The sequence below is a fragment of the Microbacterium sp. gxy059 genome (assembly GCF_050958665.1).
In the GTDB taxonomy this organism is placed as follows: Bacteria; Actinomycetota; Actinomycetes; order Actinomycetales; family Microbacteriaceae; genus Microbacterium.
Map to the genome: position 1 here is coordinate 1 of NZ_JAMXWT010000026.1, position 25,252 is coordinate 25,252.

At 69.0% G+C, this 25,252-nt stretch carries 28 protein-coding genes, 1 tRNA gene and 3 pseudogenes; 14 read left to right on the top strand and 18 right to left on the bottom strand.

What is annotated here, in order from left to right:
• The 4 genes from NHL53_RS12845 to NHL53_RS12860 all read right to left on the bottom strand — a co-directional run.
• A partial coding sequence (locus NHL53_RS12845; protein WP_433777313.1) for a transposase occupies positions 1-124 on the bottom strand: 124 nt, incomplete at its 3' end.
• A gap of 815 nt (positions 125-939) precedes the next feature.
• Positions 940-2,427: a carboxylesterase/lipase family protein gene (locus NHL53_RS12850; RefSeq protein ID WP_433777268.1), complete on the bottom strand. Its 1,488-nt coding sequence runs from the start codon at positions 2,425-2,427 to the stop codon at positions 940-942.
• Positions 2,424-3,449: an NADP-dependent oxidoreductase gene (locus NHL53_RS12855; protein WP_433777269.1), complete on the bottom strand. Its 1,026-nt coding sequence runs from the start codon at positions 3,447-3,449 to the stop codon at positions 2,424-2,426. The genes NHL53_RS12850 and NHL53_RS12855 overlap by 4 nt, the downstream gene beginning before the upstream one ends.
• 60 nt (positions 3,450-3,509) lie before the next feature.
• The gene (locus NHL53_RS12860; RefSeq protein WP_433777270.1) at positions 3,510-3,896 is read right to left on the bottom strand and encodes a DUF1304 domain-containing protein; all 387 of its coding nucleotides are present in this window, start codon (positions 3,894-3,896) and stop codon (positions 3,510-3,512) included.
• A gap of 85 nt (positions 3,897-3,981) precedes the next feature.
• Between NHL53_RS12860 and NHL53_RS12865 the strand changes: the two genes are divergently transcribed.
• The 3 genes and pseudogenes from NHL53_RS12865 (at position 3,982) to NHL53_RS12875 (ending at position 6,214) form a co-directional block, all read left to right on the top strand.
• A complete protein-coding gene (locus NHL53_RS12865; protein WP_433777271.1) occupies positions 3,982-4,557 on the top strand; it encodes a TetR/AcrR family transcriptional regulator in 576 nt (191 codons plus the stop codon).
• A gap of 144 nt (positions 4,558-4,701) precedes the next feature.
• A pseudogene (locus tag NHL53_RS12870) lies at positions 4,702-4,947 on the top strand (integrase core domain-containing protein); the annotation flags it as partial.
• On the top strand, positions 4,919-6,214 hold the full coding sequence (locus tag NHL53_RS12875) for a recombinase family protein (protein WP_433777272.1): 1,296 nt from the start codon (positions 4,919-4,921) through the stop codon (positions 6,212-6,214). The pseudogene NHL53_RS12870 and the gene NHL53_RS12875, both read left to right, overlap by 29 nt.
• Positions 6,215-6,352: 138 nt before the next feature.
• Here NHL53_RS12875 and NHL53_RS12880 read toward each other — a convergent pair whose 3' ends face one another.
• The gene (locus tag NHL53_RS12880) at positions 6,353-7,591 is read right to left on the bottom strand and encodes a tyrosine-type recombinase/integrase (protein ID WP_433777273.1); all 1,239 of its coding nucleotides are present in this window, start codon (positions 7,589-7,591) and stop codon (positions 6,353-6,355) included.
• 368 nt (positions 7,592-7,959) lie between these two features.
• On the opposite strand from NHL53_RS12880, the gene NHL53_RS12885 reads away from it, so the two are divergent.
• From NHL53_RS12885 to NHL53_RS12905, 5 genes and pseudogenes are all read left to right on the top strand, one after another.
• Complete coding sequence (locus NHL53_RS12885; protein ID WP_433777274.1) at positions 7,960-8,199, top strand: helix-turn-helix transcriptional regulator; 240 nt, start codon at positions 7,960-7,962, stop codon at positions 8,197-8,199.
• 303 nt (positions 8,200-8,502) lie between these two features.
• Positions 8,503-9,924, top strand: a complete 1,422-nt coding sequence (locus NHL53_RS12890; protein WP_433777275.1) for a Rep family protein — start codon at positions 8,503-8,505, stop codon at positions 9,922-9,924.
• A complete protein-coding gene (locus tag NHL53_RS12895) occupies positions 9,921-10,511 on the top strand; it encodes a hypothetical protein (RefSeq protein WP_433777276.1) in 591 nt (196 codons plus the stop codon). The genes NHL53_RS12890 and NHL53_RS12895 overlap by 4 nt, the downstream gene beginning before the upstream one ends.
• A pseudogene (locus NHL53_RS12900) lies at positions 10,508-10,969 on the top strand (relaxase/mobilization nuclease domain-containing protein); the annotation flags it as partial. The gene NHL53_RS12895 and the pseudogene NHL53_RS12900, both read left to right, overlap by 4 nt.
• A gap of 409 nt (positions 10,970-11,378) precedes the next feature.
• The gene (locus NHL53_RS12905) at positions 11,379-12,272 is read left to right on the top strand and encodes a hypothetical protein (RefSeq protein WP_433777277.1); all 894 of its coding nucleotides are present in this window, start codon (positions 11,379-11,381) and stop codon (positions 12,270-12,272) included.
• A gap of 79 nt (positions 12,273-12,351) precedes the next feature.
• Here the strand turns inward: NHL53_RS12905 and NHL53_RS12910 are convergent, their stop codons facing one another.
• The 7 genes from NHL53_RS12910 to NHL53_RS12940 form a co-directional block, all read right to left on the bottom strand.
• Positions 12,352-13,020 (bottom strand): DUF2461 domain-containing protein, encoded by a 669-nt coding sequence (locus tag NHL53_RS12910; RefSeq protein WP_433777278.1) that lies wholly within the window; start codon positions 13,018-13,020, stop codon positions 12,352-12,354.
• Positions 13,017-13,364 (bottom strand): TfoX/Sxy family protein, encoded by a 348-nt coding sequence (locus tag NHL53_RS12915; RefSeq protein WP_433777279.1) that lies wholly within the window; start codon positions 13,362-13,364, stop codon positions 13,017-13,019. The genes NHL53_RS12910 and NHL53_RS12915 overlap by 4 nt, the downstream gene beginning before the upstream one ends.
• A 14-nt stretch (positions 13,365-13,378) precedes the next feature.
• On the bottom strand, positions 13,379-13,738 hold the full coding sequence (locus NHL53_RS12920) for a nuclear transport factor 2 family protein (protein ID WP_433777280.1): 360 nt from the start codon (positions 13,736-13,738) through the stop codon (positions 13,379-13,381).
• 41 nt (positions 13,739-13,779) lie between these two features.
• Positions 13,780-14,220 carry an SRPBCC family protein gene (locus NHL53_RS12925; RefSeq protein WP_433777281.1) on the bottom strand — a complete coding sequence of 147 codons (441 nt, stop codon included), beginning with the start codon at positions 14,218-14,220 and terminating at the stop codon, positions 13,780-13,782.
• Positions 14,207-14,542, bottom strand: a complete 336-nt coding sequence (locus tag NHL53_RS12930) for an ArsR/SmtB family transcription factor (protein ID WP_433777282.1) — start codon at positions 14,540-14,542, stop codon at positions 14,207-14,209. The genes NHL53_RS12925 and NHL53_RS12930 overlap by 14 nt, the downstream gene beginning before the upstream one ends.
• A gap of 248 nt (positions 14,543-14,790) precedes the next feature.
• Positions 14,791-14,864: transfer RNA gene (locus tag NHL53_RS12935), tRNA-Pro, on the bottom strand.
• 86 nt (positions 14,865-14,950) lie between these two features.
• Complete coding sequence (locus NHL53_RS12940; protein WP_433777283.1) at positions 14,951-15,364, bottom strand: nitroreductase/quinone reductase family protein; 414 nt, start codon at positions 15,362-15,364, stop codon at positions 14,951-14,953.
• A 75-nt stretch (positions 15,365-15,439) separates the two neighbouring features.
• On the opposite strand from NHL53_RS12940, the gene NHL53_RS12945 reads away from it, so the two are divergent.
• Both NHL53_RS12945 and NHL53_RS12950 read left to right on the top strand, forming a co-directional pair.
• Positions 15,440-16,018, top strand: coding sequence for a GNAT family N-acetyltransferase (locus tag NHL53_RS12945; RefSeq protein WP_433777284.1), 579 nt, complete (start codon positions 15,440-15,442; stop codon positions 16,016-16,018).
• Positions 16,019-16,032: 14 nt separating this feature from the next.
• Complete coding sequence (locus NHL53_RS12950) at positions 16,033-16,413, top strand: RNA-binding S4 domain-containing protein (RefSeq protein WP_433777285.1); 381 nt, start codon at positions 16,033-16,035, stop codon at positions 16,411-16,413.
• Here NHL53_RS12950 and NHL53_RS12955 read toward each other — a convergent pair.
• The 6 genes from NHL53_RS12955 to NHL53_RS12980 form a co-directional block, all read right to left on the bottom strand.
• On the bottom strand, positions 16,410-17,372 hold the full coding sequence (locus tag NHL53_RS12955; protein ID WP_433777286.1) for an NUDIX domain-containing protein: 963 nt from the start codon (positions 17,370-17,372) through the stop codon (positions 16,410-16,412). The two genes, NHL53_RS12950 and NHL53_RS12955, sit on opposite strands and share 4 nt — an antisense overlap.
• A 309-nt stretch (positions 17,373-17,681) precedes the next feature.
• Positions 17,682-19,208, bottom strand: a complete 1,527-nt coding sequence (der, locus tag NHL53_RS12960; RefSeq protein ID WP_433777287.1) for a ribosome biogenesis GTPase Der — start codon at positions 19,206-19,208, stop codon at positions 17,682-17,684.
• Positions 19,198-19,884, bottom strand: coding sequence for a (d)CMP kinase (cmk, locus tag NHL53_RS12965; protein WP_433777288.1), 687 nt, complete (start codon positions 19,882-19,884; stop codon positions 19,198-19,200). The genes der and cmk overlap by 11 nt, the downstream gene beginning before the upstream one ends.
• Positions 19,877-20,953, bottom strand: a complete 1,077-nt coding sequence (locus NHL53_RS12970; protein ID WP_433777314.1) for a prephenate dehydrogenase — start codon at positions 20,951-20,953, stop codon at positions 19,877-19,879. The genes cmk and NHL53_RS12970 overlap by 8 nt, the downstream gene beginning before the upstream one ends.
• A 47-nt stretch (positions 20,954-21,000) precedes the next feature.
• Positions 21,001-21,804 carry a pseudouridine synthase gene (locus NHL53_RS12975; RefSeq protein ID WP_433777289.1) on the bottom strand — a complete coding sequence of 268 codons (804 nt, stop codon included), beginning with the start codon at positions 21,802-21,804 and terminating at the stop codon, positions 21,001-21,003.
• A gap of 57 nt (positions 21,805-21,861) precedes the next feature.
• Positions 21,862-22,857, bottom strand: a complete 996-nt coding sequence (locus NHL53_RS12980; protein WP_433777291.1) for an LppP/LprE family lipoprotein — start codon at positions 22,855-22,857, stop codon at positions 21,862-21,864.
• A gap of 152 nt (positions 22,858-23,009) precedes the next feature.
• On the opposite strand from NHL53_RS12980, the gene NHL53_RS12985 reads away from it, so the two are divergent.
• The 4 genes and pseudogenes from NHL53_RS12985 (at position 23,010) to NHL53_RS13000 (ending at position 25,234) form a co-directional block, all read left to right on the top strand.
• Entirely contained in the window at positions 23,010-23,603 is a 594-nt protein-coding gene (locus NHL53_RS12985; RefSeq protein WP_433777292.1) for a TetR/AcrR family transcriptional regulator, read from the top strand.
• Entirely contained in the window at positions 23,600-24,286 is a 687-nt protein-coding gene (locus NHL53_RS12990) for a type 1 glutamine amidotransferase domain-containing protein (RefSeq protein ID WP_433777293.1), read from the top strand. Before NHL53_RS12985 ends, NHL53_RS12990 begins: the two co-directional genes overlap by 4 nt.
• Positions 24,287-24,323: 37 nt before the next feature.
• A pseudogene (locus NHL53_RS12995) lies at positions 24,324-24,623 on the top strand (NAD(P)H-binding protein); the annotation flags it as partial.
• A gap of 74 nt (positions 24,624-24,697) precedes the next feature.
• A complete protein-coding gene (locus tag NHL53_RS13000) occupies positions 24,698-25,234 on the top strand; it encodes a hypothetical protein (protein WP_433777316.1) in 537 nt (178 codons plus the stop codon).
• Positions 25,235-25,252 lie beyond the last annotated feature (18 nt).

A 25,252-nucleotide genomic window follows, 5' to 3' on the forward strand; every position in this document is an offset into this window, starting at 1 on the left:
TCCAGTTCGTCAGCGAGCCTTCGGAGATGCCGAAGTCCTTCGCGATCTGCGCCAACGGCGCCTGACCCTGGCGGGCCACGGCCACGACGTCGTCGCGGAACTCCTGCGGGTACGGCTTGGTCACTGGGACATCCTTCCAGAGAGGACGAATCCTCAAAGTTCAGACGTCAACCAAACCCGGGGCAGTCCCCTTCTCGGCAGCTGCGTGGGCCGTGGTGTTTCGTGAGCGATGGGCTGAAGCGGTCGACGTGAAAGTGGTGTCCTCCGTGGAGCTTCCCCGGCGGATGCAGATCCTCATGGACGCGTTGCCTCCTGTGGAGTGACCGGCGCGCTACCCGCGTACCCGTGGCGACATCCGACCGAGCTTGAGAGCTACGCGCTCTCGCTCGGGAGGATGCCGTTCTTTTCATACCTGCAGACTTCGCAGCTATCCGCGCAGTTGCTCGGAGAGCTTCGTATGGTGGGCCGTTCGGCACCCAGTTTCGTGAGTCGTCGCCGCAGAGCTTCCGACTCACGAAGCCTGCTCGCCCACAGACTCAAGCTGATGGAGACCTACCGCGGCGTGCGGCTCGTACCTTCCCTGCTCGAAGAACGTTTGGCGGGAGTGTGTGTCGACCCGTAGCTGCGCCTCGACACACCCTCTCATCTGGTCGGGGCAGCCGTCACGCTGACGAAGCGCTAGCAGAACATTATCGGCGTCACGGCGCTTCTGGGGTACAGGCACCCCCGGCTGAGTGGAACTTCCTGGGTGCGCCACTTCCGCACCTGGCTGCTGCACGCCCTTCGGTAGGTCGCCCTACCGCTCAGCATTGCCCTCTTCGGCCACTCAGCCACCCTCCCGGCACCGGGAGAGCATCACGCTCTCCCGGTGCCGGGAGCACATATCTCGATCCACCGACAGCGGACGCTTTGGGCGGACGCAAGCCTGCTTTGCGGGGCTCACTTGTAGAACGGGAATGTCTGCCATGCGCGGCGGCGTTCGCCGCGCGGATCGTCTTCTGTGTGGGGGTCGGCGTTGATGAGCAGCGTCGACCAGGTGGTGCCGTTATAGGGTGACCAGGATTGGCTCTGGGCGAGGATCATGTCGAGCCAGATCCGTTGCGTGCGTGCGCTGACGGATCGCAGGGTACGTTTGCCGCCGAGGAGGTGGGCTTTGCGCCCGAGTTCGCTGTTCTCGGGGCCGAAGACGGCCATGAGGTCCATGCCGTGGGTGGCGCCGAGTCCCATGAGCCGCAGCAGCGGTGTGGCGTAGTCGTAGCGGTACATCCACACTGGTGCAACCCGGGCGTGGCCCTCGGCGGCGGCGATGCTGGGCGCCCAGAAGAGGAAGTCGCCGCTGAGGGCGGTCGCGGCCTTCGGCTTCGGGTATTCCGGGTACGCCGCGCGGAGCCTTTCGGCGCCGGGGGCGGCTGTGGCCCGGAGCATTCCCTCGACCTGTTCATGTGGTGGGGTCTTCGTGAGCCGGGCGAACAGGGTGCCCTCGTTGTCTGTCGTACCGATCAGCAGCGGCACCGGGTGTCCTCGGCCGGTTGAGAGCACGTCCAGCGGGTGTTCCGGAAGGAGGTCCCCGTCGATGGTCGAGGCGTAGCTGAGGATGCCTGGCCGCTCGATCTGTTCGGCGGCGAGTGCCTGGTCGGCGGCGTCGAGCAGGCGGAACGGGTCGACGTCGCGCAGTGCCTGGGCGGGGGAGTTCTCGTCCGCGCCGAGAGCTTCGACCACCGCTTGGGCGCGGGCGTCCGCTCGTTCGCGTCCGGTGACAGATGCGACGGGGGAGGACTGGGCGATCGCCGCGTGGAAGAGGCCCGCCGCAGCCGGTGTCGCCATGAGAGTGGTTACGCCGAGCGCGCCGGCGGATTGGCCGGCGAGGGTGACGTTGTCCGGGTCTCCGCCGAATGCGGCGATGTTGCGCTTGACCCACTGGAGGACCGCGAGCTGGTCGCGCAGCCCGAGGTTTCCGTCGATGGGGTGGGTCGGGGTGGAGTAGCGGCTGAAGTCGATGAAGCCGAACGGTCCGACTCGGTAGTTGCCGGTGACGTAGACGATGTCTTCCGTGGCGAGGAGGGGCAGCCCGCCGAAGAGGGGGTATGAGCTGGTGCCGCCGATGTTCGATCCGCCGTACAGAAACACCAGTACCGGTTTGAGGCCGGGAGCGGTCTGAGCTCGCCGGGTGACGTTGACGGTCAGCGCATCCTCGCTGGTCTGCCCTTCGACCGCACCGAGACCAACCCGCTGGATCGGCGCGGGGCCGAACACGGTCGCGTCTCGCACCCCGGCCCACGTGGCGGCCGGTTGTGGGGCCCGGAACCGCAGCGGTCCCGTGGGTGGAGCCGCGAATGGGATGCCACGCCAGGTGTCGACCGCGCCCAGGCGGGCGCCGCGCAGGCGCCCGCTCGGGGCGGAGACGATCAGGTCGGTCTCGCCACTCATGCCTGGTCGGCCGCGATGCGGACGAGCATCTTGCCGGTGTTGGCGCCGCGCATCATGTCGAGGAAGGCATCTACGGTGTGCTCGATGCCATCGACGATGGTCTCGTCGTAGGCGATCTTCCCGGCCCCGAACCAGGCGGTCATCTTCTCCTGGAACTCGGGGGCCAGGTGCAGCCAGGCCGCGAGAGTGAAGCCGCGGAGGGTGAGGGCCCGGGTGATGATGTTGGCCAGGTTGTCGGGGCCTGGGGTGCGCTCGGTGGTGTTGTAGCCGGCGATCGCCCCGCAGAGGGCGGCGCGTCCGCCGTCGTTGAAAGCGTCGAGGGCGGCTTCGAGGTGGTCGCCGCCGACGTTGTCGAAGAACACGTCGATGCCCTCCGGGGCAATGGTGGCGAGCTGCTCGCGCATGGGGCCGTCCTTGTAGTTGATGGCGGCGTCGTAACCGTACTTCTCGGTCAGTAGCGCGACCTTCTCGGCCGATCCCGCAGAGCCGATGACGCGACCCGCGCCGAGCAGCTTCGCGATCTGCCCGACAGCGGTGCCGACGGCTCCGGCCGCGCCGGAGACGAACACGGTGTCGCCCTCCTTCATCCCCGCGATCGCGGTGAGGCCCACGTAGGCGGTCAGCCCGGTCATGCCGAGGATGTGAAGGCGCAGCGACAGGGGCAGGCCCGGCACGTCGGGCACGACGCGGAAGGTGGCGGCGTCGGCCTGCACGGTGTCGGTCCACCCGTGCTGGTGCAGCACCACCGCGCCGACAGGAACTTCGTCGGCGGCCGAGGCGATGACGCGGCCGATCGCACCGCCGGTGATCGTCTCGCCGAGGGCGTAGGGGGAGACGTAGCTGCGGACGTCGTTCATGCGCCCGCGCATGTAGGGGTCGACGGAGACGAACTCGTTGCGCACCCGCACCTGCCCCGGGTCGAGGTCGCCGTACTCGACGGTGACGGTGCGGAAATCGTCGTGGGTCGGCCAGCCCTCGGGGCGACGAGTGAGCTGGATCTGAGTGCTGGTGAAGGCGGTCATGGGAGGAGCATGCTTTCTGAGTAGTCGGGATCTGTGTGGGTGGAGCAGAGGGTCATGGGGTTAGACCGCGAGACCAATACTGAGAGCGATGACGGCCAGTGCGGGGATCACGCCCTGCTTGAGCGCCGCGCCCCGCTTGTCGGGGCTGGACAGCAGCAACACCAGCGCTGCGGCGGCCATCGAGCCCGCGCCGGTGAACACGAGTGTCGCGCCGATGACGGTCTGCCCCGTGGTGACGAAGACGATCCCGGCGAAGACGGCGACGGCGAGGAAGAGGTTGTAGAAGCCCTGGTTGAATGCCATCCCTAGGGTGGCGCGCGCCTCATCCTCCGACGTGCCGAAGGTCGCGCGTGCTCTTGGAGTCGTCCACGCGATGGACTCCATGTAGAAGATGTAGATGTGGATCAGTGCTGCGATGCCCGCGAGCACAAGGCCGGTGATGATCATGATGTTGGTTCCTCCCGTGCATTGCCCATTCTGAAATGACTATTTCAGTATATACTGGACCGGACGTTTCAGAAAGAAGGATTCGATGGCACGCACCCCGAGCTTCGATCGCGATACCGTCGTGCGTGCCGCACGGAGCCTGTTCTGGCAGACGGGCTACGAAGTTGCTTCCATCCCCGACATCGAGGCCGCCACAGGACTCAACCGCTCCAGCATTTACAACGCCTTCGGCTCGAAACGGGGTCTCTTCGACGCCGCCGTGCAGAGCTACCTGGACGAGGTCATCCGTCCTCGCCTGCGCCCCCTCCAGCATGAACAGGTCGAGGAGGATGCCCTATTGGGCTACCTTGACGGGCTCCGAGACGCGTTCTCGCGGGCCTCAGGCCTGCCCGGATGCCTCCTCGTCAACACCGCCAGTACCCCGCTCGCTGAGAACAGCGAAATCAGCCAGATCATCACTGACTACCGCGCCGAACTGCGCGTCGCGTTCGGCCGCGGCGTGAGTGCATACCTCCCCGACGCCACCGTCGCGGAGGTGGAGCGCCTCGCCGACACCGTGACCGACCTGGTCATCGCCGCCTTCGCTCTCGTCCGTGTCGCCCCGGACGCGGCAATCCACACCCTCGCGACCGCACGCGCCACCATTACGAGCGAGCAGTAGTGGTCGTGGCCGCCCGCAGCCGCCTTCTCGTTCGACGTCGATGATCTAGTCGGCGGTCTTGATGACGTCGCGGTCGAGTTCGATGAAGATCACGGTTTTGCCGAGGTCAACGAGAGCCTGGGGCATGGTGGGTAAGCGAGCGACATCGTCGGATCGATGGGCCGAGTCGGCGCGGCAGGAGACAACGCCGCGATGGAGAGCTTCTGGTCCCTCGTTCAAACGAATGTGCTGAACCAGCAGCGGTGGGCCACCCGGCAGGAGCTGCGACTCGCGATCGTGGTCTGGATCGAGCGGAAGTATCACCGGCAACGAGCACAGGACGCTCTCGGCGGGTTGACGCCCATCGAGTTCGAAGCGAAGCTTGCCGAGCCGCTCATACTCGCGGCCTAAACCGCACCTGTCACCGATCCGTTCCTCACGCCCGGTCGAGCGCGGCGGCACCGTCGGCCGCGCCAAACTCGGCTACCTCAACACGCGCAAAGACTTCGACGGACGCCTGGTCAACACCATCGACGTCGACCCCGTCCGCGCACCCCTGATCCGCTGGGCATTCGAACAGTACTCCACCGGGCAACACTCGATCATGCAGCTGCAGATGATGCTCGAAGATCAAGGACTGACCACGCGCCCCTCATCGAAGCGCTCGGCCAGGCCACTGTCCACGAGCCAGCTGGCGATGATCCTCCGCGACCCGTACTACACCGGCGTCATCCGCTACAAAGGCCGCCTCTACCCGGGACGTCACGAGCCGATCATCAGCAAGGAACTGTTCCTCGCCGTGCAGAAGATCCTCGACGGACGCAACCGAAAGGGCGATCGCGATCGCACACACTTCCACTTCCTCCGCGGGTTGCTCTATTGCGCCGAGTGTAAGGAAGCCGGACGCGACAGCCGCCTCGTCTATAGCCAGAACACCGGCCACGGCGGCACCTACGAGTACTACCTCTGCACAGCCAAACAGCGCGGCCTCTGCACGATGCCGAGCGTCCGCCTCGAAGATGTCGAGAATGCTGTCGCCCGAGCGGTCGCCGCCGAAGAGTTCCGCACTGAGGAACTCTTCGAGATCCGCGACCAGGTACGTCACGCGCTCGAAGAGATGCAATCCCACGAGCAAGAAGAAAAGGATGCACTCCGTAAGCAGCTCGTCAAGCTTGAGGCGCAGGAGGATCGGCTCATCGACCTCGCCGCCGACGGCAAGCTCCCCAGCAGCAAGCTCCGCGAACGCCTCGAAGCGGTCACCCTCCAGAAGGGTGCCGTCGCAGAGAAGCTCGCCCGCACCGGCGCGCGCATCCAGCGAGGCGTCGACCGCGTCTACGCCTCGGTCGATCTCCTGGAGAAGCCCCGGGAGCTGTACGAGAGCCTGCCCGACAGCGCCCGGCGTAACCTTCTCGGCGCGTTCTTCAAGAGGCTCAACGTCCTCGTTACCGAGGACGGCCTCCGTCTCACCAGCGAGCGCACCGAGATCAACGAAGCGTTCCATGACTGGCAGACGCACCACCGACTCACGTCGGCAGCACACACACCAACGAAAACGAAGAGGGCCTCCCGCAGTTCTGCGGAAGACCCTACTTCGGTTCCTTACCGGCCTACTCAGTCCAAAGGTTTGAATAAGCCTGTATTGGTCGGGCTGACAGGATTTGAACCTGCGACCCCTTGACTCGGTGGCATCAAGCGAGGGAACCCAAGGTCAGGTGTGGGTTACCCCAGGCCACACGGGCCATCCCGGGTCACCATCACTACCCGCGAGAACCCGCATGTGACCGCAAGATCCAACTTCTTGCGGTCACATTTGCGGTCACTTCTTGAGCAGGACCGCCGCCGCCGAGACGACGGCCTCGGTGCTCGTGACGGCCGTGTATCGCTGCCGGTTGACTGCTGCCGTGTGACCGAATAGGCGGGTGCGGGTCGCCTCCGGGAGCACGTCGTACAGCAGGGTGTTGTTGGTCGTGCGCCACGAGTGCCCGCGCTCGTGCTCAAACATCTCGATGTCGAGCTTCTCCGCCAGCTCCGTGTACAGCGCAGCCAGCTTCCGATCCCTGTTCCGCGGGTCCCAGACCTTCGCGGGGTCGGTCGGCGACGGGAAGAGCCACGGGCTGCCCGCGTCCAGCCGCTTGGCCAGCCGCTTACTCACCTCCGGCGCGAGGACGGGGACAGGACGGCCCGTGCGGGTCTTGGTGGCCTCCGGGGACAGCTCGACGATGAACGTCCCACTGGCGTCCACGTGGCAGTCCCCGATGGGCCGCATGCACAGCTCGCTGGTCCGGAGCCCGGTCGTCGCTTGGGCCAGCACGATGTCGATGCAGGCGGCACGCTCGACCACGCGCTGCGCCCGCGTCCAGCGCCCACGCTTCGGGTTCTCCACGTCCTCAGGGTCGGCGGCGAGGAGGTACTCGATGGCCGCGCGGTACTGCTCTCCACTCAGCGCCCTGCCTCCACGGGAGTAGGCAGGCTTCTTGGCCCCGGACAGGTCGAGGTCCAGCTCGATGAGCGGGTTGTACTCGATCACCTCGTCCACACGCAGCGGCGCAGCCAGGTACTTCTTCGCCACGGTCTTCGCGTGCTTTGCGTTGACCGCCCCGTGCAGCTTGGCGATCTCCTCCAGGCAGGAGGTCAGGGCTCGGGGTCGCATGGCATCGCGCAGGGACAGGCCCTTGAGCGAGTGTGAGTGCTTGCACTTCTCGGTGCCACACGACCCTCGCAGCAGCTCGTAGGCGAGCTTGTAGCGCCGCGTCGTGGAGTCTGCCAGCCGCACCCCCTCGATCATCGGCAGGGTGACGGCCTCCATATAGGCCAGCGTGTCGCTGGTGCCCTTCCAGGTGCCGTCGCCGGGGCCGGCCAGCAGCTCGGCGGCCTTCGCCTTCGCTCGGGCACGCACCTTGCCCTTCGTCGGCCCCTGCGTGAGCGGGCGCACGAGGCGTCCACTCGGGAGCCGGATCGACCAGCGCATGGCGAGGCCGTCGCGATACGGGAAGATCTCCGCCCTGTCGATGCTGTGTTCTCCGGGCTCCAGCCTGGTGGTCGCCGCTCGCGCCATGCGGTCACTTCCTCTCGTTGTGCAACTTCTACTAAGGTCACATAATCTCACGTTCAAGTCAAACGAGAGCGCGCCCGGGCTTGCGCAGGTTGACACGGGTATATAGGATCGAGGCCAATAAGTCGATCCCGAAAGGATTGGCGGATAGGTGGCACGTCGGCGTCAGACCTTGGGGGTCGCGCCGGTAAGGGCCACGAGGCGGTGCGCAGGGCCGGGTCAGCTCCCGGTATCAACATGGGCCGCTGGACGAGAAGCCGGGCTCTCACGAATGAGAGTCACTTGCTGCGAGATCGCAGTAGCGCATCGATGCGCCGCCGGTAGTCGGTACCCCGGAATCCCCCGATCAGAACTGATCGAGGAGTCTCCTCATGAGCACGACCGTCGCCCGGGATGCCGCGCTGTCCGCCGCCCCGAGTTCCGCCCTCCCGCCCGCCGACGCCGCTACCTTCCTCGGCGTCTCCGCCAAGACCTTGGCGAACTGGCGTTCGCTCGGCCAGGGGCCGGCCTACGTCCAGTTTCACGGCCGCCGCGTCGCCTATCTCGTGGAGGATCTCGACGCCTTCCGCAGGGCCAACCGCGTCGTCACCGCTGGTGGTGATCGCCGATGAGCACCCGCATGCCCCGCTCCACCTCCCTGACCCCCAACCGAGCGAGCGCAGCGAGTGAGGGCGGGATCCCGCAGACTGCCGTTCCCGTGTGGGTTTCGCACTCCAAGAGTTTCGGGAGCCCCATTCGTCCCTACGGGCGCGGCAAGGGCTTGTCGATTGCCGCGTCTTGCAACAACATGCCTGGTCAGATGCCGGTTCCGCCCTCGTTCCGCCGCGTGATCCCGCAGAATCATTTGGGGCCTCACTTGGGGGTCAATAGGGGGTCATTTAAGGCGCCGCCGGCTCCTTCCGACGGCGTGGGCGGTGGTCGCCGTGGCTAAGAAGGAGAACAACCCTACGAGCATCGGCCTGACGCAGTACCTCGATCCGTCGTACTGGGCGTGGGCTGCCGACGACCCGAGCGGAGCCGCGCTGCTCCAGCGGGGAGCCGGGGCGATCCTCTCCTACGTGGCGCAGCGTCTCGAGGCCATCGGCTGCGAGGTCACCGAGGCCTACGGCATCGTGCATGACAAGGACGAGCGCGAGGTCTGGAGCGACACGGAGAAGGCTCTGGCTGTCGAGCCGAAGCCTGATCACCTGCATGCGGTCATCAAGTTCGCCAGCCGCGCGAAGAGCGCACCGCTGGATCGGCTCGCGTTCGGCATCGGCGTCGAGCCCCAGTACGTCGAGAAGCCGGGCCGCGGCCGGTACGCCTTCGACAACATGCTGTCCTATCTGACGCACGTGAAGTACGCCGACAAGCACCAGTACGCGCCTTCTGAGGTCGCCACGGTGCGCGGACCGGACTACCTCGGCATCGACGCCCAGCGCCGGGAGTCGTGGCTCAAGGGCCGCGCCCACGTGAAGAAGAAGGTCGTCGCGGAGAACTTCGAGGACATGCGCGAGCGGGTGCTCCAGGGCGAGATCACTCGCGATCAGATCATGCTGACCGATGATCTGTTCGACATTTACTCGCGGCATCAGAGAGAGATCGACGACGCTCTCTCTGCCTACGGGCAGCGCCGCGCGTACCGGGCGGCGGCGAAGCTGCGCGCCGGAGCTTTCTCGACGCACGTGGTGTTCGTGCACGGGGATGCCGGGATCGGCAAGACCCGGTTCGCCACGGACTTCATCACCGAGGCCATCAATGCGGCGAACGCGCACGGCGAGCGGTGGCAGGTCTACCGGGCCGCTACGGGGAACCCGCTCGATGACTGGCGGGGCGAGGAGGTGCTGCTGCTGGACGATCTGCGGGCTTCGGCTATGGACGCGAACGACTGGCTGCTGCTCCTAGATCCGTACAACGCCTCGCCTGCGAAGGCCCGTTACAAGAACAAGGGCGAAGTAGCCCCGCGTCTCATCGTCATCACGGCGACGATCGAGCCCGTCGAGTTCTTCTACTACGCCCGCCAGAAGGGCAACGTGGACGAGGCGCTGGACCAGTTCATCCGCCGCCTGGCTTCGGTCGTCAAGGTCTTCCGCGCCGATGACATCAATCGCTACCTCGTGCAGCACATCGGGAAGATCGAGCCCTATGAGTGGCACCAGTGCAGCGTTCCGATCGCCGCGCACACGCCCGGCATGTACGGCAACTCGTACCACCAGAACGTCGGGTCGCGGGAACTGACCTACGGTCCGGAGACCTCGTCGGAGCACGACGCGGACGGCGCGGTCGCTGAGCTGCTGGGCGGGCTCGCTGTGCGGAGCCCGGACGTGCCTCTGGCACTGATCGGAGGTGCCGCATGAGCACCGATCTGCACGCGCTCTACCAGGGGGTCGAGGGGGCCGGAGGCCCCTCGCAAGCAGCACCGGAGGACACGAGCGTCAGCGATGTGTCCGACGGGGCTACTGCTTGCCACTCTGGCGTACAGGTGGAGCAGCAGTCCGACTCCCAGGTGAACACCGGTCGGGCTGATGCGGAGGCTGTGCGGCAGAGTCACGGCGGCGCGAAGCGTCGTCGTGACAGCGGCGGGCGGCTCGATACCCGCTTCGATGACGCCACGCTCGGGGCGCTTCGCACTCGTGCGGAGCGCCTCGGGCTGGCTCCGAGCACGTGGGTGCGGGCCGTCGTGCGCGATGCCCTGCACGCCTCCCGGAGCGACGAGCTGGATGCCGCCGTGGCCGCGCACCTGCTCGGCGTCGAGGCGCGCGTGCAGGCCTCGGCGGACGCCCGCGAGCTGGCCGCGCAGGTGCGCCCTCTGGCGATCAACGTCAACGACCTGGACCGCCGCGCGCGGGCCGGTGAGGCCGTGGCGCTGTCGGCGGAGGTGCCCGAGCTGATCGAGCTGCTGCGCGAGGCCCGGGCACTGCTCGGTGATCGGGCGGCGTCATGAGCACCACGCACTACAGCCCGAGCACGAGCGCCGCAGACACGGAGCGCTACATCCGGGGCAAGGAGGACGAGCGCGGGGTCGCGGTCACGTGCGACGTGCCGGGAGGCCCCGGCGCGTTCTCGGCACGTGCCCGGTCTCTCACGCAGAACACGAAGCGCGACGTCGAGGCCCTGCACTACCGCCAGTCCTTCAGCGATGAGGAGTTCGACCCGAAGAACCCGGAAGACGTGCAGCGGGTCAATGACCTGGGCTACATGCTTGCAAAGAAGATGCACCCTCGTTCCGACTGCCTCGTTGTCACTCACACCGATGGGCGGGGCGGCAAGGCACACAATCATGTCTTGGTCATCAACCACGACAACGAGACAGAGAAATCACTCAGCGACTACCGCACGTTCCACGACCGCAAGTCCGGGAATCAACGCGGCGTGCAGTCGGCGAACGACGAGCTGATGCGCGAGCACGGGCTCTCGGTCGTGAAGCAGCTGGAGCGCGCGCCGCAGGACTGGGAGCTGCGCCGCGAGGACTTCGCCGAAGGGTCGCTGGACCGCGAGATGGGCGACCGGATGAGCGCCGCACTGGCCGATCCCCGATCGGTGGACAAGGCCGGTCTGGAATCGGTGATCGCAGAGCAGAACCAGCAGCACGACGACGGGGAGCGGGGGCCGCGAATGCGGCTGCACACCACCGTCAGCAAGAAGGGAAAGAACGCGGGCAGGGAGACCTGGACGCTCTACATCGAGGACGACCGCGACGAGACGAAGCGGGCCGAGCGCCGCAAGCGCACGAGCGCCCTCTCGGCGGACTTCACACCGGAGGGCGCGCAGGCGTTCTTCGACTACCACCAGCAGCAGAAGGAGCAGGATCATGAGCGCAGCGCTCGACAGGCTGAAGCAGCAGAACGCGCAGGACGAGCAGCGGCAGCAGCTAGGCAGTCCCGAGACGACGGAGACCCTGAACTCGATCCTCGCCGCCGTCGAGGCTCAGAACGCGAGGCTCGACCGGCTCGCCGAGCAGCAGAAGAAGCTCGCGGAGTTCGTGAAGGTCATGGACGAGGAGATGAGCAAGCGCATCGACCGGGCGTCGACCTCGCAGCGGTCCGCCAGCACGTCACCGCAGTTCGAGAGCGTCGAGAGCAGGCTGACCGAGATCGAGAAGACGCTCAGCGAGTTCGTGCAGAGTCTCGACGGGAAGCGGCTGCAGAGCGCCTCGCAGAGTTTGATCGCCGAAGCGCAGAAGAATCACGCGGCTACGGCCTCGGCGATTGACGGGCTCAAAGCGCAGGCCGCAGCGAACCAGAAGCTCGTGAGCCATGTCGGCGGCGCGGTGCAGCGGATCGAGAAGCGCACCGAAGAGCGGGTCGAGAAGGCCGTCGAGCAGGTCGCCGGAGAAGCCTCGGCCAAGATGACCGCGAACCTCGACGCGTCGAACGAACGGGCTGAATGGATCATCGCCGCCACGGCGAAGCTGGAGGCCCGACAGCTCTGGTCGGCTGCCGCCGCGATGTGCCTCGCTCTCCTGCCGGTGGTCGTGGTCGTCGCCGGGCTCTGGATGGGCATCGCTGGGCTCATCACGGGCGCTCAGTGGGCCCTCAACGTGGATGGGAGCGTGTGGCTCGGAATCGGGCGGTGGCTCGTGGTCGCCGTCGGCCTCGCGGCCGCCGGCTACGGGCTCTTCGCCTCTGTCCGCTGGGTCGCCAGGTTAGTTGAGACCTGGAAGGGTCAGGGGATGCCGAAGTGGCCCCGGTTGCGTGGCAAATGACCTGCCTGCGCGGGGCCGGGCCGATGGGCACCCCTGCGTGCTCTGACAGTCAGGATGGCGCAACTGGGTTGCCCAATGTTCAGTGCTGCTCTTGTGGCAACTCACCGAGGTGGGTCTCGAGCCAAGACTTGAGTGGGTCAGCGCCGTGCCAGACGCGGCGGATCGCATCAAGCGTCCGTGAAGAGTGCATCCAGTCATCCTTCGGCCATTCCTGAACGACAGCAGCGCCTTTCCATCTCAGGTGCCGGATTCGCGGATGGTCGGCGGTGTATCCGCGCGGCGCGGTCTTGAGCGGTTCCTCCGCCCCGCGGGAAACAGGGAGGGATCGCTCGGCGAGGGTATCCACCAGTTCCTCGAACTGTGACCCGCTCTTCTCGTTGTCGATCGCGGCGCGGTACCGGCGCAATTGTTCGGGAGCCATGAGCATGGCTCCGTACCCAGTGACGATGCCCGTCGCGGACACTTCGAGGTAGTAGCCGACCCCGCCGACAGCCCGGGCTTCGCTGGTCGCCCCGGTCCAGAGCTTGTAGGGCGACTTGTCCGTCGAGAACCGCACGTCACGGTTTGGGCGGAACATGCGCAGTGGTCCGAACTCGTCGGTGAGCTCACTGAGTAGCGCGTGCATTGGTGTACGGACATCGTGTTCGTAGCGGTGCTTGTTCGTCTGCCAGAACACTTTCGAGTTGTCCGCCTGCAATTCGGTGAAGAACTCGAACAGACCTCGTGGAAAGCCCTGAAACGTGCTCATTGATGCCCGCCAGTCACGGCCCGGTTGTAGTCCATTGCGATCCCGATCCAGGACGCCAGATGTTCGTCGTCGCTGATCGCATCGGTTGCGACTTCGATCCAACCCGGCCCCATGTCTCGGCCCGGCCCCATCTCCGCCTGTACCGCACCCGGTCTGCTCAGGAGTTCGTCGTGCTGGTCGGCATCGACCCGGACGAGGAGCCCGCCGTCTTTCAGGGCGCTGACGATCATCTTCTCGTTCACCATCACGGATCTGCCGCCGAACATGGAGACCTCGCGCACCACTGGTTGGTCGGCGATCAGAGCACGGACGCGTTCGACGAGGACGGTCTGGTCGGGAGTCATGATCTGCCGTCGCTTCAGGCCTGCTCGGGCGGGCCGTAGGAGAGCCGGTCGAAGATCAGCACGCTCTCGGTGATCTTCGCGTCCTTGATGGTGAAGAACTCGGCCGCTGGAGTGGTGGAGGTCGTCGCGGTCTGCGGGTAGTAGAACAGTGCCACGCGGTCTCCGTATACGAACTCGGCGATGTCGCCGATGCCGGTGAGCATGGGGGCGAAGCCGCCGATGAACTCTCGGTATGCGTCTTTGCCGTCCAAGTCGACGCCGGGAGCTCGGCAGGAGATGTCGTCGGCGACGTAGCTCATCGCCGCGTTGATGTCGCCGCTCGTCCAAGCGCGGTGGTACTTCTGCACGGTGTCGTAAGCGGTGTCTTGGGCCATGGGATCCTCCTTGGTTCTTGCCGCGGTTGCGGCGGGGTTGGTCAGTCCGGGAGCGGCTGCCAGCCGTCGGGCCCGGCATCTCCGCCGGCTCCGACGACGGCGAGGCGGGGCAGGAAGTTCGCCCAACCGTCGGCGTGGCCGCGTACCTCGGTGTCGGGCAGATCGGAATGGCGTAGATCGACTCGAGTCCCGCCGCCGATCGGGGTGAGGCGGAACTCGACCTTCGATGCTCCCGCCGGAAGGTCCTCGCTTCCCGCGAAGCCCCAACTCATCACCACGCGGCTTGGAGGATCGACATGCAGGAACTCGCCCCGCACCGGGTGTCCAGCGATGTCGACGGCGAACTTGCCCCCTGGCGTTGGGTCGAGGTCGGCGTACTGCCCCATCCAAGCCGTCATGCCGTCGTTCGTGATCAGGTACTCGAACACCGTCTCCGGTGGAGCACCGATGTCGATGGAGTCTCGGAACTCAGCCACGGGCATCCTCCTGCCGCGACTCAATGACGGTCTTGAGGGCAGCCAGTTTCCCCGGCCAGAAGTCGTCCAGGTACGTGCGCACCGCCGCCAAGCCATCAGTGTCAACCGCGAACAGGTGGCGCGTGCCCTCGCGGGTGCCGACCGCGAGCCCTGCCTTGCGCAGCACACCGAGATGGTGTGAGGCGGTCTGCTGAGAGAGTCCGACCTCCTCGGCAATCACCCCGACCGACTGAGGGTCGGCGCGAATCACACGAAGGATCGCCCGCCGGTTCCCGTCTGCCAGCGCACGCAATGCTAGGTCAAGGTCGACCACTGCCTCGGCACTCATCACAGCCCTCCTCGATCGGACTGTCTCAGAGTAACACAAGTAGATACTTGTACTCACGTCCATGGGTGAAGAGGTTGGTTCGGTTAAAGTCCCTCGAACGCCATAACCGCGGCATGCACTAACGGAGGGCCTGCTGCACCAGGTGGTGCGGCAGGCCCTCCTCAGTTTCTAGCGGTCACTCTAGCGGTCACATCAGCCGTAGATACGACAGTGCCCAGGTGAGAAACCTTGTCTCACCTGGGCAAACGTCGGGCTGACAGGATTTGAACCTGCGACCCCTTGACCCCCAGTCAAGTGCGCTACCAAACTGCGCCACAGCCCGTGATGATGTTGTGCTGCCGCGTGGGCAACTCCAAGAGTCTATCCCACGTCGGGTCGGGCGGCGAATCCGCGCGGCTCCCGGGCGCGTCAGGGGCGCCTGCGCAGGATCAGCACCGGGATGACGCGGTCCGTCCTGCGCTGGTAGGCGGAGAATCCCGAGCTCGCCTCCTCGAACAGGCGCCACGCGCGGTCGCGCTGCTCGCCCTCCAGCGTCTCGGCGCGCACTTCGACGGCGCCCTGATCCGGATCCTCGATGCAGGTGTCCGGGTGCGCGGCGAGGTTGTGGAACCAGGCCGGGTTCTCGGGCGCTCCCGCCTTCGACGCCGTGATGAGCCAGGTGTCCGGCGAGGGGCGCAGCGCCATGACGGGCGTCACGCGCTCCTCCCCCGTGCGGGCGCCGACGTGGTGCAGCAACACGAGGCTGCGCCCGAACCCGCCCGTCGTCACCGTGCCGCCGTGGCGCCGGAACTCGTCGATGACCTTCTCGTCCCATCCGCTCATGCCGTCGATCCTGCCACCGCGCCCCGCGCGACGACAGGGGTGGCGGATGTCGGAGGCCGGCTCTACCGTGTGCGCATGACGCCCATCGCGACCGAGCCGCTCACCCCCGACCGCTGGAACGACGTGCAGCGAGTGTTCGCGGGCGGAGGCGACGGGACCAGCTGCCAGTGCGTGTGGCCCGTGCTGCGCAACGCCGACTTCTCGCGCACCTCGCGCGAGGAGAAGGAGCGCCTCTTCCGCGACGAGGTGGAGGGATCCGTCCCGCCCGGGCTGCTCGTCTACGTCGACGACGATCCCGCCGGCTGGGTGCGCGTCGGGCCGAGGGATCCGCAGCGGCGCCTCGCCCACACGCGCGGCCTCCCCGAGGCGTCCGCGCACCCGTTCGACGATCCCGCCATCTGGGCGATCACCTGCTTCTCCATCACCCGCGATCACCGTCGCGAGGGCCTCATGGCGGCCCTGCTCGATGCCGCGATCGACCACGCCCGCCGCCGCGGGGCGCGCGTCCTCGAGGCGTACCCGCGCGACCCGTCGGCGCGGAAGACCTCGTCGAACGCCCTGTTCGTCGGATCCCTCCCCACCTTCCTCGCCGCCGGGTTCGAGCAGGTCGCGCCCCTCGGATCCTCCCGCACGGTCGTTCAGCTCGCCCTCTGAGAGAGAATGGGGGAATGCCAGATCCCGCTTCCGTGCGCGTCGACGTGTGGCTCTGGGCCGTGCGCGTCTACAAGACCCGGTCCGCGGCGACCGCCGCGATCCGGGGAGGACACGTGCGCGTCAACGGGGATCCCGTGAAGGCCTCGTACAGCGTGAAGGTCGGCGACGAGGTGCGCTCCCGCATCCAGGGCTTCGACCGCGTCCTCGGCGTGAAGAAGCTGCTGCTCAAGCGGGTCGGCGCTCCGCTCGCCGCCGAGGCGTACGAAGACCGCACCCCTCCCCCGCCGCCGCGCGAGTTCGTCGCGCCCATCGTCACCCGCGACCGCGGATCCGGACGGCCCACCAAGCGCGAGCGGCGCGAGATCGACCGGCTGCGCGGGCGCGACGCCGACTAGCCGGCGATCGCCCGCAGCACGCCCTGGATCGCCGTGCCCACGAAGCCGGCGCCCTCGAAGAACCCGTCGAGCGCGCCCGCGTCGGCGCCGCCCCTCCCGATCCACTGCGCCCCGCGCACCTCCGCGCCCGCGGCGGAGACCCGCTCGCGCAGCTCGCGGTCGCTCGTCACGACCGTCACCGCGAGGCCCGCGTCGGCGAACGCCCGCGCCTGACGCACGATCTCGTCGTCTCCCGACCCCGCCGCGCGCACGACCCGCACCGATCCGTCGCCGTCCTCCATCCGCCTGGCCTCGCCCTCGACGACCATCGCGAAGGCCGGGAACCAGTGGTCGAGCGGCAGATCGAGGTCCGGCGCCTGCACGCCCGCCGCCTCGCGCTCCGCGAGCCGGTCGCGCAGGCGCGCCGCCGCGCCCGCGCGATCCTTCCACCACCCGTCCGGCACGGATCCGACGACGTTCGCGGCGTCCACGAGCACCACGGGACGCGTCTCGAGCTGTTCCCGCAGCGACGACCACGCCGCCCCGAACCCCGGGTGCAGCGGCCGATCCGCGACCTCGTCGACCGGAACCCACATCAGCTCGAGCGACTCCGGATCGCTGATCACCGGCGCGAACGGCCGGATCACGTCGGCGATCACCGTCGTGTACCGCCACACCTCAGCATCGAACACGTGCGAGGCGCGCGGCACGACGGATCCGTCCGGCACGCCGGCCTCCTCCTGCGCCTCCCGCAGGGCGCCGGCGAAGGGGCTCTCCCCCTCGTGCAGCGCGCCGCCCGGCAGACCCCACGTGCCGCCGAAGTGGCTCCACCCCACGCGGTGCTGCAGCAGCACGCCCCGCTCCGGATCGTAGGCCAGCAGGCCCGCGGCGCCGAAACGCCCCCAGAAGCGGGATCCGTCCGGCGCCTCCACCCACGCGTCGCCCGGGTTGCGCGGGGCGGAGGGGCGGGCGGAGGTCACGCCTCCCAGCCTACGAGAGCGCCTCCCACGCGGGAAGCGCCGATGTCACGCGGCGACGCGCGCCCGGCGCGCCGCACCCGCTCCCGCGGCCTCGCCAGGAAACGCGGCTCACATGCCCCGCACCCGGCAGACCCTGGCGACCCGTGACGGATCACCCCGGTCAGAACAGCGGACACCCCGCGAACAGCGGACCCGGCTCACGGGATCCCTCCGACATATCCGCGATCCCCGCCGGATCCGCGAGCGCCCCACGCCCCGCATACGCCGAGGGGCGGGACGCCCGCGCGTCCCGCCCCTCTTCTCGCTCCGTCAGCGCTTGCGCTTCTCGCGCACGCGCATGTTGACGACGATGGGCGTGCCCTCGAACGGGTAGAGCTCGCGCAGGCGCCGCTGGATGAACCGGCGGTAGCCCGGGTCGAGGAACCCGGTCGTGAACAGCACGAACGTCGGCGGGCGCGTCGACGCCTGCGTGCCGAACAGAATGCGCGGCTGCTTGCCGCCCCGCAGCGGGTGCGGGTGCTCGGCCACGAGCTCGGTGAGGAACGCGTTGAACTTGCCGGTGGGGATCCGCCGGTCCCAGTTCTCGAGAGCCGTCTCGAGGGCGGGGACGAGCTTGTCGAGGCGGCGCCCCGTCTTCGCGGAGATGTTCACGCGGGGCGCCCACGCGACGTGCGCGAGGTCCTGCTCGATCTCGCGCTCGAGGAAGCGACGGCGCTCCTTGTCCTCGAGCTCCGGGGTGTCGAGGAGATCCCACTTGTTGAACGCGAGGATGAGCGCGCGGCCCGACTCGAGCACGAGGTCGATGATGCGCACGTCCTGCTCGCTGATCGGCTCGGAGACGTCGAGCACGACGACCGCGACCTCCGCCTTCTCGAGCGCGGCCGACGTGCGCAGGCTCGCGTAGAAGTCGGCGCCCTGCTGCATGTGCACGCGGCGGCGGATGCCCGCCGTGTCGACGAGCGTCCACAGCTTGCCGCCCATCTCGACGATCTCGTCCACCGGGTCGCGCGTCGTGCCCGCGAGGTCGTTGACGACGACGCGCTCCTCGCCCGCGGCGCGGTTGAGCAGCGACGACTTGCCCACGTTCGGGCGGCCGAGGATCGCGACGCGGCGGGGGCCGCCGATCTCGTGCTTCGCCACGGCCGACACGGTCGGCGTCTTCGCCATGACGGCGTCGAGCAGGTCGGCGACGCCGCGGCCGTGGATCGCCGACACGGGGTGGGGCTCGCCGAGGCCGAGGTTCCACAGCGCCCACGCCTCGGGCTCGTGGATCGCGTCGTCGATCTTGTTCGCGACGAGGAACACGGGCTTGTCGGTGCCGCGCAGCAGCTTCACGACGTGTTCGTCGGTGGCCGTCGCGCCGACCTTCGCGTCGACGACGAAGAGGATCACGTCGGCCAGGTCGATGGCCACCTCGCTCTGCGCCGCGACCGCGCGGTCGATGCCCTTCGCGTCGGGCTCCCAGCCGCCGGTGTCGACGAGCGAGAAGCGGCGGTCGCCCCACTCGGCCTTGTACGTGACCCGGTCGCGCGTGACGCCGGGGGTGTCCTCGACGACCGCCTCGCGGCGGCCGAGGATCCGGTTCACGAGCGCCGACTTGCCGACGTTCGGGCGGCCGACGATCGCCACGACGGGCAGCGCGGGCAGGTACTCGATGCCGTCGTCGCCCGCCTGCAGGCCGGCGAGCAGCGCCGCGTCCTCGTCGTCGAGCTCGTAGTCTCCGAGGCTCTCGCGCAGCGTGCGCGCGCGGGCCTCGACGAGCTCGGGGTCGAGCTCGTCGATGCGCTCGGCGAGGTTGTCGTTCTCGTCGTAGTCGTATTCGCTGTCAGCGGCCATCGCGGCCTCCCTGTCGTGCCTCGTCGATGACGCTCAGGACGGCGTCGACGGACTGGTCGAAGTCGAGTTCGGTCGTGTCGACGACGCTCACGCCCTCCGCGGCGGTGAGGAAGTCGACGACCTGACTGTCGGATGCGTCGCGGCGGCGCATCGCCTCCGCGACCTCGCGCACGTCGGATCCGTGGATCTCGGCGGCGCGGCGGGCGGCGCGCACGTCGGGGTGCGCGGTGAGCAGGATCCGGCAGGGCGCGTCGGGCGCCACGACGGTCGTGATATCGCGGCCCTCGACCACGACGCCCGGGCGGTCGGACTGCGCCGCGATCTCGCGGAACAGCCGGTTGATCTTCTCGCGAACGGGCAGCGTGCGGGCCACGCCCGCCACCGCGGCGGTGGTCTCCGGCGTGCGGATCGCGGCGGTCACGTCGGCGTCGCCGACCCGCACGGAGCGCTCGTCGGGACCCAGCCCGACCTGCGGGCGGAACGTCTCGAAGCTCTCCTCGACCGCAGCGGGATCGTCGGTCGAGAACCCGCGGTCGAGCACGTGCCACGCGAGGGCGCGGTACACCGATCCCGTGTCGAGGTAGCCGAAGCCCAGCCGGCGGGCGGCCTCCTTCGACACGCTCGACTTGCCTGCCCCCGCGGGGCCGTCGATGCCGACGAAGAACGTCTCAGTCACTCGTGCTCGCAATCCGCCACCCGCGCGACGTGAGCCCGTCCACGGCGGCCTGAAGAATCGAGGGATCCACCGCGATCTCGGCGAGTCCCAGCGGCGCGCCCGGAGAGTGCTCCAGGCGGAAGTCCTCCACGTTGACGGCGATCTCCCCGAGATCGCCGAACAGCCGGCCCAGCTGGCCGGCGGAGTCGTCGATCATGACGACGAACGTCTCGAAGCGGCGGCGCTGGCCGTGCTTGCCCGGCAGGCGCTCGACGCCCACGTTGCCCGATCGGATCGCGTCGGCGGTCGTGCGCCGCGCCCCGGGGGCGTCGGGGGCGCGCAGCGCGTCGGCCACGCGCGTGAGGTCCGCGGCGAGCGCGTCGAGCTGCTCGACGATCGGCCCCGCGTTCGCGGCGAGGATCTGCACCCACAGCTCCGGCGCGGAGTGCGCGATGCGGGTCGTGTCGCGCACGCCCTGCCCGGCGAGGGTCAGCGACATCTCGGGGGCCTCGGCGAAGCGCGCCGCGAGCAGCGAGGCGACGACCTGCGGCACGTGCGAGACGAGCGCGACGGAGCGATCGTGCTCCTCGGGGGTCATCTCGATGAGCACGGCGCCGAGGTCGAGCGCGATGTCCTCGATGAGCGAGAGGTCGCGGGCGGAGGTCTCTCCGTCGCGGCACACCACCCAGGGGCGCCCCGCGAACAGGTCGGCGCGCGCGGAGATCGCGCCGCCGCGCTCGCGGCCGGCCATGGGGTGGGATCCGATGTAGTGCGCGAGGTCGGCGCCGCGGGCGCGCAGCTGGTCGAGCGGCCCGAGCTTCACCGAGGCGACGTCGGTGACGACCGCGTCGGGGAAGCGCGCCAGCTCGGCGGCGACGACGTCGGCGACGACGTCGGGCGGCACGCAGACGACGACCACCTGAGGGGCGTCGTCGTCCGCGGCGGCGCGGCCGGCGCCGTAGTCGATGGCGAGACGCAGCTGCGCGGGAGACGTGTCGGCGAGCGCCACGTCGACGCCATTCTGCGACAGCGCGAGGCCGATGCTGGATCCGAGCAGCCCGGCGCCGACGATGCGCACGGTGCCCGTCATGCGGGGCTGGCGTCCGGGGACGAGACGGGGAGCAGGGGTGCGCTCGGTCACGAGCCCTCCTTCTCCCCCGCGGGCGGGGCGCCGGTCTCGGACGGGTCCTGGGTGGCCTGGCGCGCGAGGGTGAGGAGCGCGCCGCGCTCCACCTTATCGAGTTCGCGGGCGCGCCCGATCGGGAGCGTTCCCAGGTGCAGCGGCCCGAACTGGCGGCGCACGAGCTCCGTGACGGGGTGCCCCACCTCCGCCATCATGCGGCGCACGATGCGGTTGCGCCCCGAGTGCAGGGTGAGCTCGACGAGGCTCGATCCGCGGGACGCGTCGAGCAGGCGCGCCTTGTCGGCGCGGATCGGCCCGTCCTCGAGCTCGACGCCGCGCGTGAGGCGGGCGATCGTCGCGGGGTTGACCGACCCCTTCACCTTCGCGATGTACACCTTCGTGACGCCGTAGCGGGGGTGGGCGAGCACGTTCGCGAGCTCGCCGTCGTTGGTCAGCACGAGGAGGCCCGAGGTGTCGGCGTCGAGGCGCCCGACGTTGTAGATGCGCTCGTCCCAGTCGCTCGCGAACTCGCGCAGGTCGCGGCGTCCCTGGTCGTCGCGCATGGAGCTGACGACGCCCGTGGGCTTGTTGAGCATGACGTAGCGCTTCGTCGTGTCGAGCTGCACGGCCTGCCCGTCGACGTCGACGAGGTCGGTCTCGGGATCGATGCGCGTGCCGAGCTCGGTCACCGTCGTGCCGTTGACCCGCACGCGCCCGTCGGCGATGAGGTTCTCCGACACGCGGCGCGATGCGACCCCGGCGTTCGCGAGCACCTTCTGCAGGCGCACGCCCTCGGGCGCGGTCTCGTTCTCAGGCATCCCCCCATCATGACGGATCCACCTGGTCGGACGCAGGAGACGCCGGGCTCGATGCGGTCAGCCGCCGAAGATCGCCGCGACGATGCTGTCGGTGTATCCCTCCGGAGCGAGGTTGGAGTACTTCGTGTCGATGAGCACGGAGCGCCCGAGGAACACGGTGCGACCGTCGACGACGGGATACATCTCGTTGTCCCACGTCTTCTCGCAGCGGGTGCCGGCCGCGCTCTCGGAGCAGTCGAAGCCCTCCTGGTCGCCCAGCTCGTCGATGGTGCCCTGCGCCTCGTCGTCGTTCACGCGCGTGATCACCGTGGAGAGGGAGGTCGTGTCCGCGCCCTCCGGAGCCCAGTGGCACTCCAGGTGCTCGGTCTCGACGGTCTCGGTCAGCGGGTACTCGGCGAGCTCGGCCCGCAGCTCGTCGGTCAGCACGGCGTCGCAGGAGCTCGGGATCGCGGCGGGCTCCGACGCGCCTGGCTGCTCGGGCGGCACCTCCCCCGACATGACGACGGATCCGCTCTCCTCGTCCCACGCGAACACCGCCGTCGACGATCCGCTCGGCTCGGCGTTCGGGTCGCCCTCGCGGAGCCACGGGTAGGTGACCGCGATCTCGGCGTCGTCGGCGCGCTCCACGGCGGGCTCGAACCCGTAGGCGTCCTCGGTCGTCGTGCCGAGGTACTCGCCGGAGTGGAAGAGCATGATCTGGAAGGGCGACGACGCCGTCGCGCCCTCGACGGGGAGCACGATCCACGACAGGGCGGCGCATTCGTCGTACCCGTCCGTCGCCGCGGCGCCGACGTCCCACGTCATCGCCGGATCGACCTGAGGGGGCGGCACGTCGCCCGCCCACCGCTCGGCGGCCTCCTCGCCGGTGAGCCCCGAGCACTCCTCGCCCTCGGGCGCCGTCTGCTCCTCCGACGGCGACGCCGTCGGATCCGGATCCGGCGCCGGATCGCCCTGGCAGCCGGCGAGGAGGATCACGGCGGCGAGCGCCGGGACGGCGAGTGCGCTTCGCGGGAAGCGGGATCGGGCGCTCTCGGCCCGGGGGAACGGTGACATGCGGATCGACCTCCCTGTCGCGCGGCTCCTTCACCCCTCCCCGTTCGGCACGCTACCCATCGGCGGAGGCGATCGCCAGGCCCCGTGCGGAACGACCCGCTCGCGCCCGACGGTGATAATGTAAGCATCGTTCACTTCGCGAGGAGGACGCGATGGACCCGGCCCCCGCCCGCTCCGGATACCACCACGGCGATCTCCGCGCCGCCCTGCTCCGCGCCGCCCTGGAGATGCTGGAGGCCGGAGAGCCGTTCTCCCTGCGCGCTCTCGCCCGCAGGGCCGGCGTCTCCGCGGGCGCGCCGTACCGGCACTTCTCCGACCGCGAGGAGCTGGAGTCGGCCCTCGCCGTCCACGGCCTGCGCGAGCTCATGGACGACCTCGCGGGTCTCCGGCAGGAGCCCGCCTCGCCCGCCGTGATCGCCGAGCTGGCCGTGAGGTACGTGAGGTTCGCGCTCAGCCGGCCCGCGCTGTTCCGGCTCATGTTCGGGCAGCCCTGCGACGACCAGGACGACGAGCGGGTGCGCGCGGCCTCCGCCCTGCACCAGCACCTCGCCGCGGTCGTCGGCACGGTGTTCCCCGCCTCCGACCCGGTCGCGCTCTCCACCGCCGGATGGTCGCTCGCCCACGGCCTCGCCTTCCTCCACCTCGACGGCAAGCTCCCGAGCGCCGACCGCGACGCCGTCGACGAGCGCGTGCGCGCGGCCGTCGCCGCCGTTCTCCCGCCCCTTCCCGAAACGCGGGCCCCATGACCCGCCGCATCCTGACGGTCGTCACCAACGTCGACCGATACGACGCCGACCCCGACCACCCCACGGGGCTCTGGCTCTCCGAGCTGACCCACGCCTGGGACGCCTTCGCGTCGCGCGGCTTCGAGCAGACCCTCGTGAGCCCCGCCGGCGGCCGATCGCCGCTCGAGCCGCGATCGCTGAGGTTCCCCAGCTACGACCGGTCCGCCCGCGCCTGGCGCGAGGATCCGGCCCGGATGGCGCTGCTCGAGAGCACCGCCGCGCCCGACCAGATCGACTCGACCGACTACGACGCGATCTACTTCACCGGCGGGCGCGCCGTGATGTTCGACTTCCCGGGCAGCACGGGCCTACAGCGCCTCACCCGCGAGATCTTCGAGAGCGGCGGCGTCGTCGGCGCGGTCTGCCACGGCTACTGCGGCCTCCTCGAGACCACCCTCTCGGACGGGACGCCGCTCGTCGCGGGGCGCAGGATCACCGGGTTCTCCTGGCGGGAGGAGGTGCTCGCCCGCGTCGACCGCCTCGTGCCCTACGACGTCGAGCAGCGGATGAAGGACCGGGGAGCGCTCTACTCGAAGGCGCTCCTCCCCTTCGCCTCCTACGCCCTCGTGGACGGCAGGCTCGTCACCGGCCAGAACCCCGGATCCGCGAAGGAGACGGCGGCGAGAGTCGCCGATCTGCTCTGACCCGCCCCCTCGACGAACGGAATCACCCACGCAGACAGTGCTCGGAGCCGGCGGCCAGATCGCCGAGGAGCTCACCCGCGAGCTGCGCCGGACCTTCACCTCGGACATCCGGCTCGTGAGCAGGCGCCCCCGCCGGCTCCACGAGGACGACCAGCTCATCGCCGCGGATCTCCTCGACGCCGACGCCACCGCCGACGCGGTCGCCGGGAGCGACGTCGCGTATCTGACGGCGGGACTCCCGATGGACGCGGACCTGTGGGAACGGCGCTTCCCCACCATGATGGAGAACACGATCGCGGCCTGCCGCGCGCACGGCAGCCGGCTCGTCTTCTTCGACGACACCTACATGTACCCGCGCACCGCGACGCCGCAGACCGAGCGCACGCCGTTCGAGCCGGCCGCAAGGCCGCGGTGCGCGCGACGACGGCGACGATGCTGCTCGACGAGATGGCCGCCGGCTCGATCGACGCGGTCATCTGCCGCGCGCCCGAGTTCTCCGGCCCCGGCCGCACGCAGAGCCTCACCCAGTCCGCCGTCTTCGACCGGATCCGACGAGGACGGCGGCCCATGGTGCCGCTGAGCGCGACGACCCGCCGCAGCCTCATCTGGACGCCAGACGCGAGCCGCGCCATGGCCCTCATCGGGAACACGCCGGACGCGTACGGACGCACCTGGCACCTCCCGATCGACCCGCACCGCCCCTCCTCCGCGGAGATGATCGCCACGGCGTCCGAGGTCGCCGGGCGGCGGATCCCGTACACGGTCGTGCCGCGGTGGACGTTCCGCGTCGCCGGGCTCGCGAGCCCCCGGATCCGGGAGGCGGAGGAGCTGCTGCCCCGCTACCGGCAGGACAACGTGTTCGACTCCTCGGCCTTCGCCGCGCGGTTCCCGGACTTCCCCGTCACGGGCTTCCGGGACGGGATCGCGCAGCTCCTCGGCGAGGAGTGACGAACGCCGGAGTCGCGA

Bases quoted from the DNA above. Each gene is read 5' to 3' on its own strand.
- NHL53_RS12925 (WP_433777281.1), bottom strand. From the start codon at position 14,220: ATGCCCGTGGCTGAGTTCCGAGACTCCATCGACATCGGTGCTCCACCG.
- NHL53_RS12940 (WP_433777283.1), bottom strand. From the start codon at position 15,364: ATGAGCGGATGGGACGAGAAGGTCATCGACGAGTTCCGGCGCCACGGC.
- NHL53_RS12975 (WP_433777289.1), bottom strand. From the start codon at position 21,804: ATGCCTGAGAACGAGACCGCGCCCGAGGGCGTGCGCCTGCAGAAGGTG.
- NHL53_RS12880 (WP_433777273.1), bottom strand. From the start codon at position 7,591: ATGGCGCGAGCGGCGACCACCAGGCTGGAGCCCGGAGAACACAGCATC.
- der (WP_433777287.1), bottom strand. From the start codon at position 19,208: ATGGCCGCTGACAGCGAATACGACTACGACGAGAACGACAACCTCGCC.
- NHL53_RS12885 (WP_433777274.1), top strand. From the start codon at position 7,960: ATGAGCACGACCGTCGCCCGGGATGCCGCGCTGTCCGCCGCCCCGAGT.
- NHL53_RS12850 (WP_433777268.1), bottom strand. From the start codon at position 2,427: ATGAGTGGCGAGACCGACCTGATCGTCTCCGCCCCGAGCGGGCGCCTG.
- NHL53_RS12895 (WP_433777276.1), top strand. From the start codon at position 9,921: ATGAGCACCGATCTGCACGCGCTCTACCAGGGGGTCGAGGGGGCCGGA.
- NHL53_RS12980 (WP_433777291.1), bottom strand. From the start codon at position 22,857: ATGTCACCGTTCCCCCGGGCCGAGAGCGCCCGATCCCGCTTCCCGCGA.
- NHL53_RS12860 (WP_433777270.1), bottom strand. From the start codon at position 3,896: ATGATCATCACCGGCCTTGTGCTCGCGGGCATCGCAGCACTGATCCAC.
- NHL53_RS12905 (WP_433777277.1), top strand. From the start codon at position 11,379: ATGAGCGCAGCGCTCGACAGGCTGAAGCAGCAGAACGCGCAGGACGAG.
- NHL53_RS12945 (WP_433777284.1), top strand. From the start codon at position 15,440: ATGACGCCCATCGCGACCGAGCCGCTCACCCCCGACCGCTGGAACGAC.
- NHL53_RS12990 (WP_433777293.1), top strand. From the start codon at position 23,600: ATGACCCGCCGCATCCTGACGGTCGTCACCAACGTCGACCGATACGAC.
- NHL53_RS12930 (WP_433777282.1), bottom strand. From the start codon at position 14,542: ATGAGTGCCGAGGCAGTGGTCGACCTTGACCTAGCATTGCGTGCGCTG.
- NHL53_RS12865 (WP_433777271.1), top strand. From the start codon at position 3,982: ATGGCACGCACCCCGAGCTTCGATCGCGATACCGTCGTGCGTGCCGCA.
- NHL53_RS12970 (WP_433777314.1), bottom strand. From the start codon at position 20,953: ATGACGGGCACCGTGCGCATCGTCGGCGCCGGGCTGCTCGGATCCAGC.
- NHL53_RS12920 (WP_433777280.1), bottom strand. From the start codon at position 13,738: ATGGCCCAAGACACCGCTTACGACACCGTGCAGAAGTACCACCGCGCT.
- NHL53_RS12985 (WP_433777292.1), top strand. From the start codon at position 23,010: ATGGACCCGGCCCCCGCCCGCTCCGGATACCACCACGGCGATCTCCGC.
- NHL53_RS12910 (WP_433777278.1), bottom strand. From the start codon at position 13,020: ATGAGCACGTTTCAGGGCTTTCCACGAGGTCTGTTCGAGTTCTTCACC.
- NHL53_RS12915 (WP_433777279.1), bottom strand. From the start codon at position 13,364: ATGACTCCCGACCAGACCGTCCTCGTCGAACGCGTCCGTGCTCTGATC.
- NHL53_RS12855 (WP_433777269.1), bottom strand. From the start codon at position 3,449: ATGACCGCCTTCACCAGCACTCAGATCCAGCTCACTCGTCGCCCCGAG.
- NHL53_RS12950 (WP_433777285.1), top strand. From the start codon at position 16,033: ATGCCAGATCCCGCTTCCGTGCGCGTCGACGTGTGGCTCTGGGCCGTG.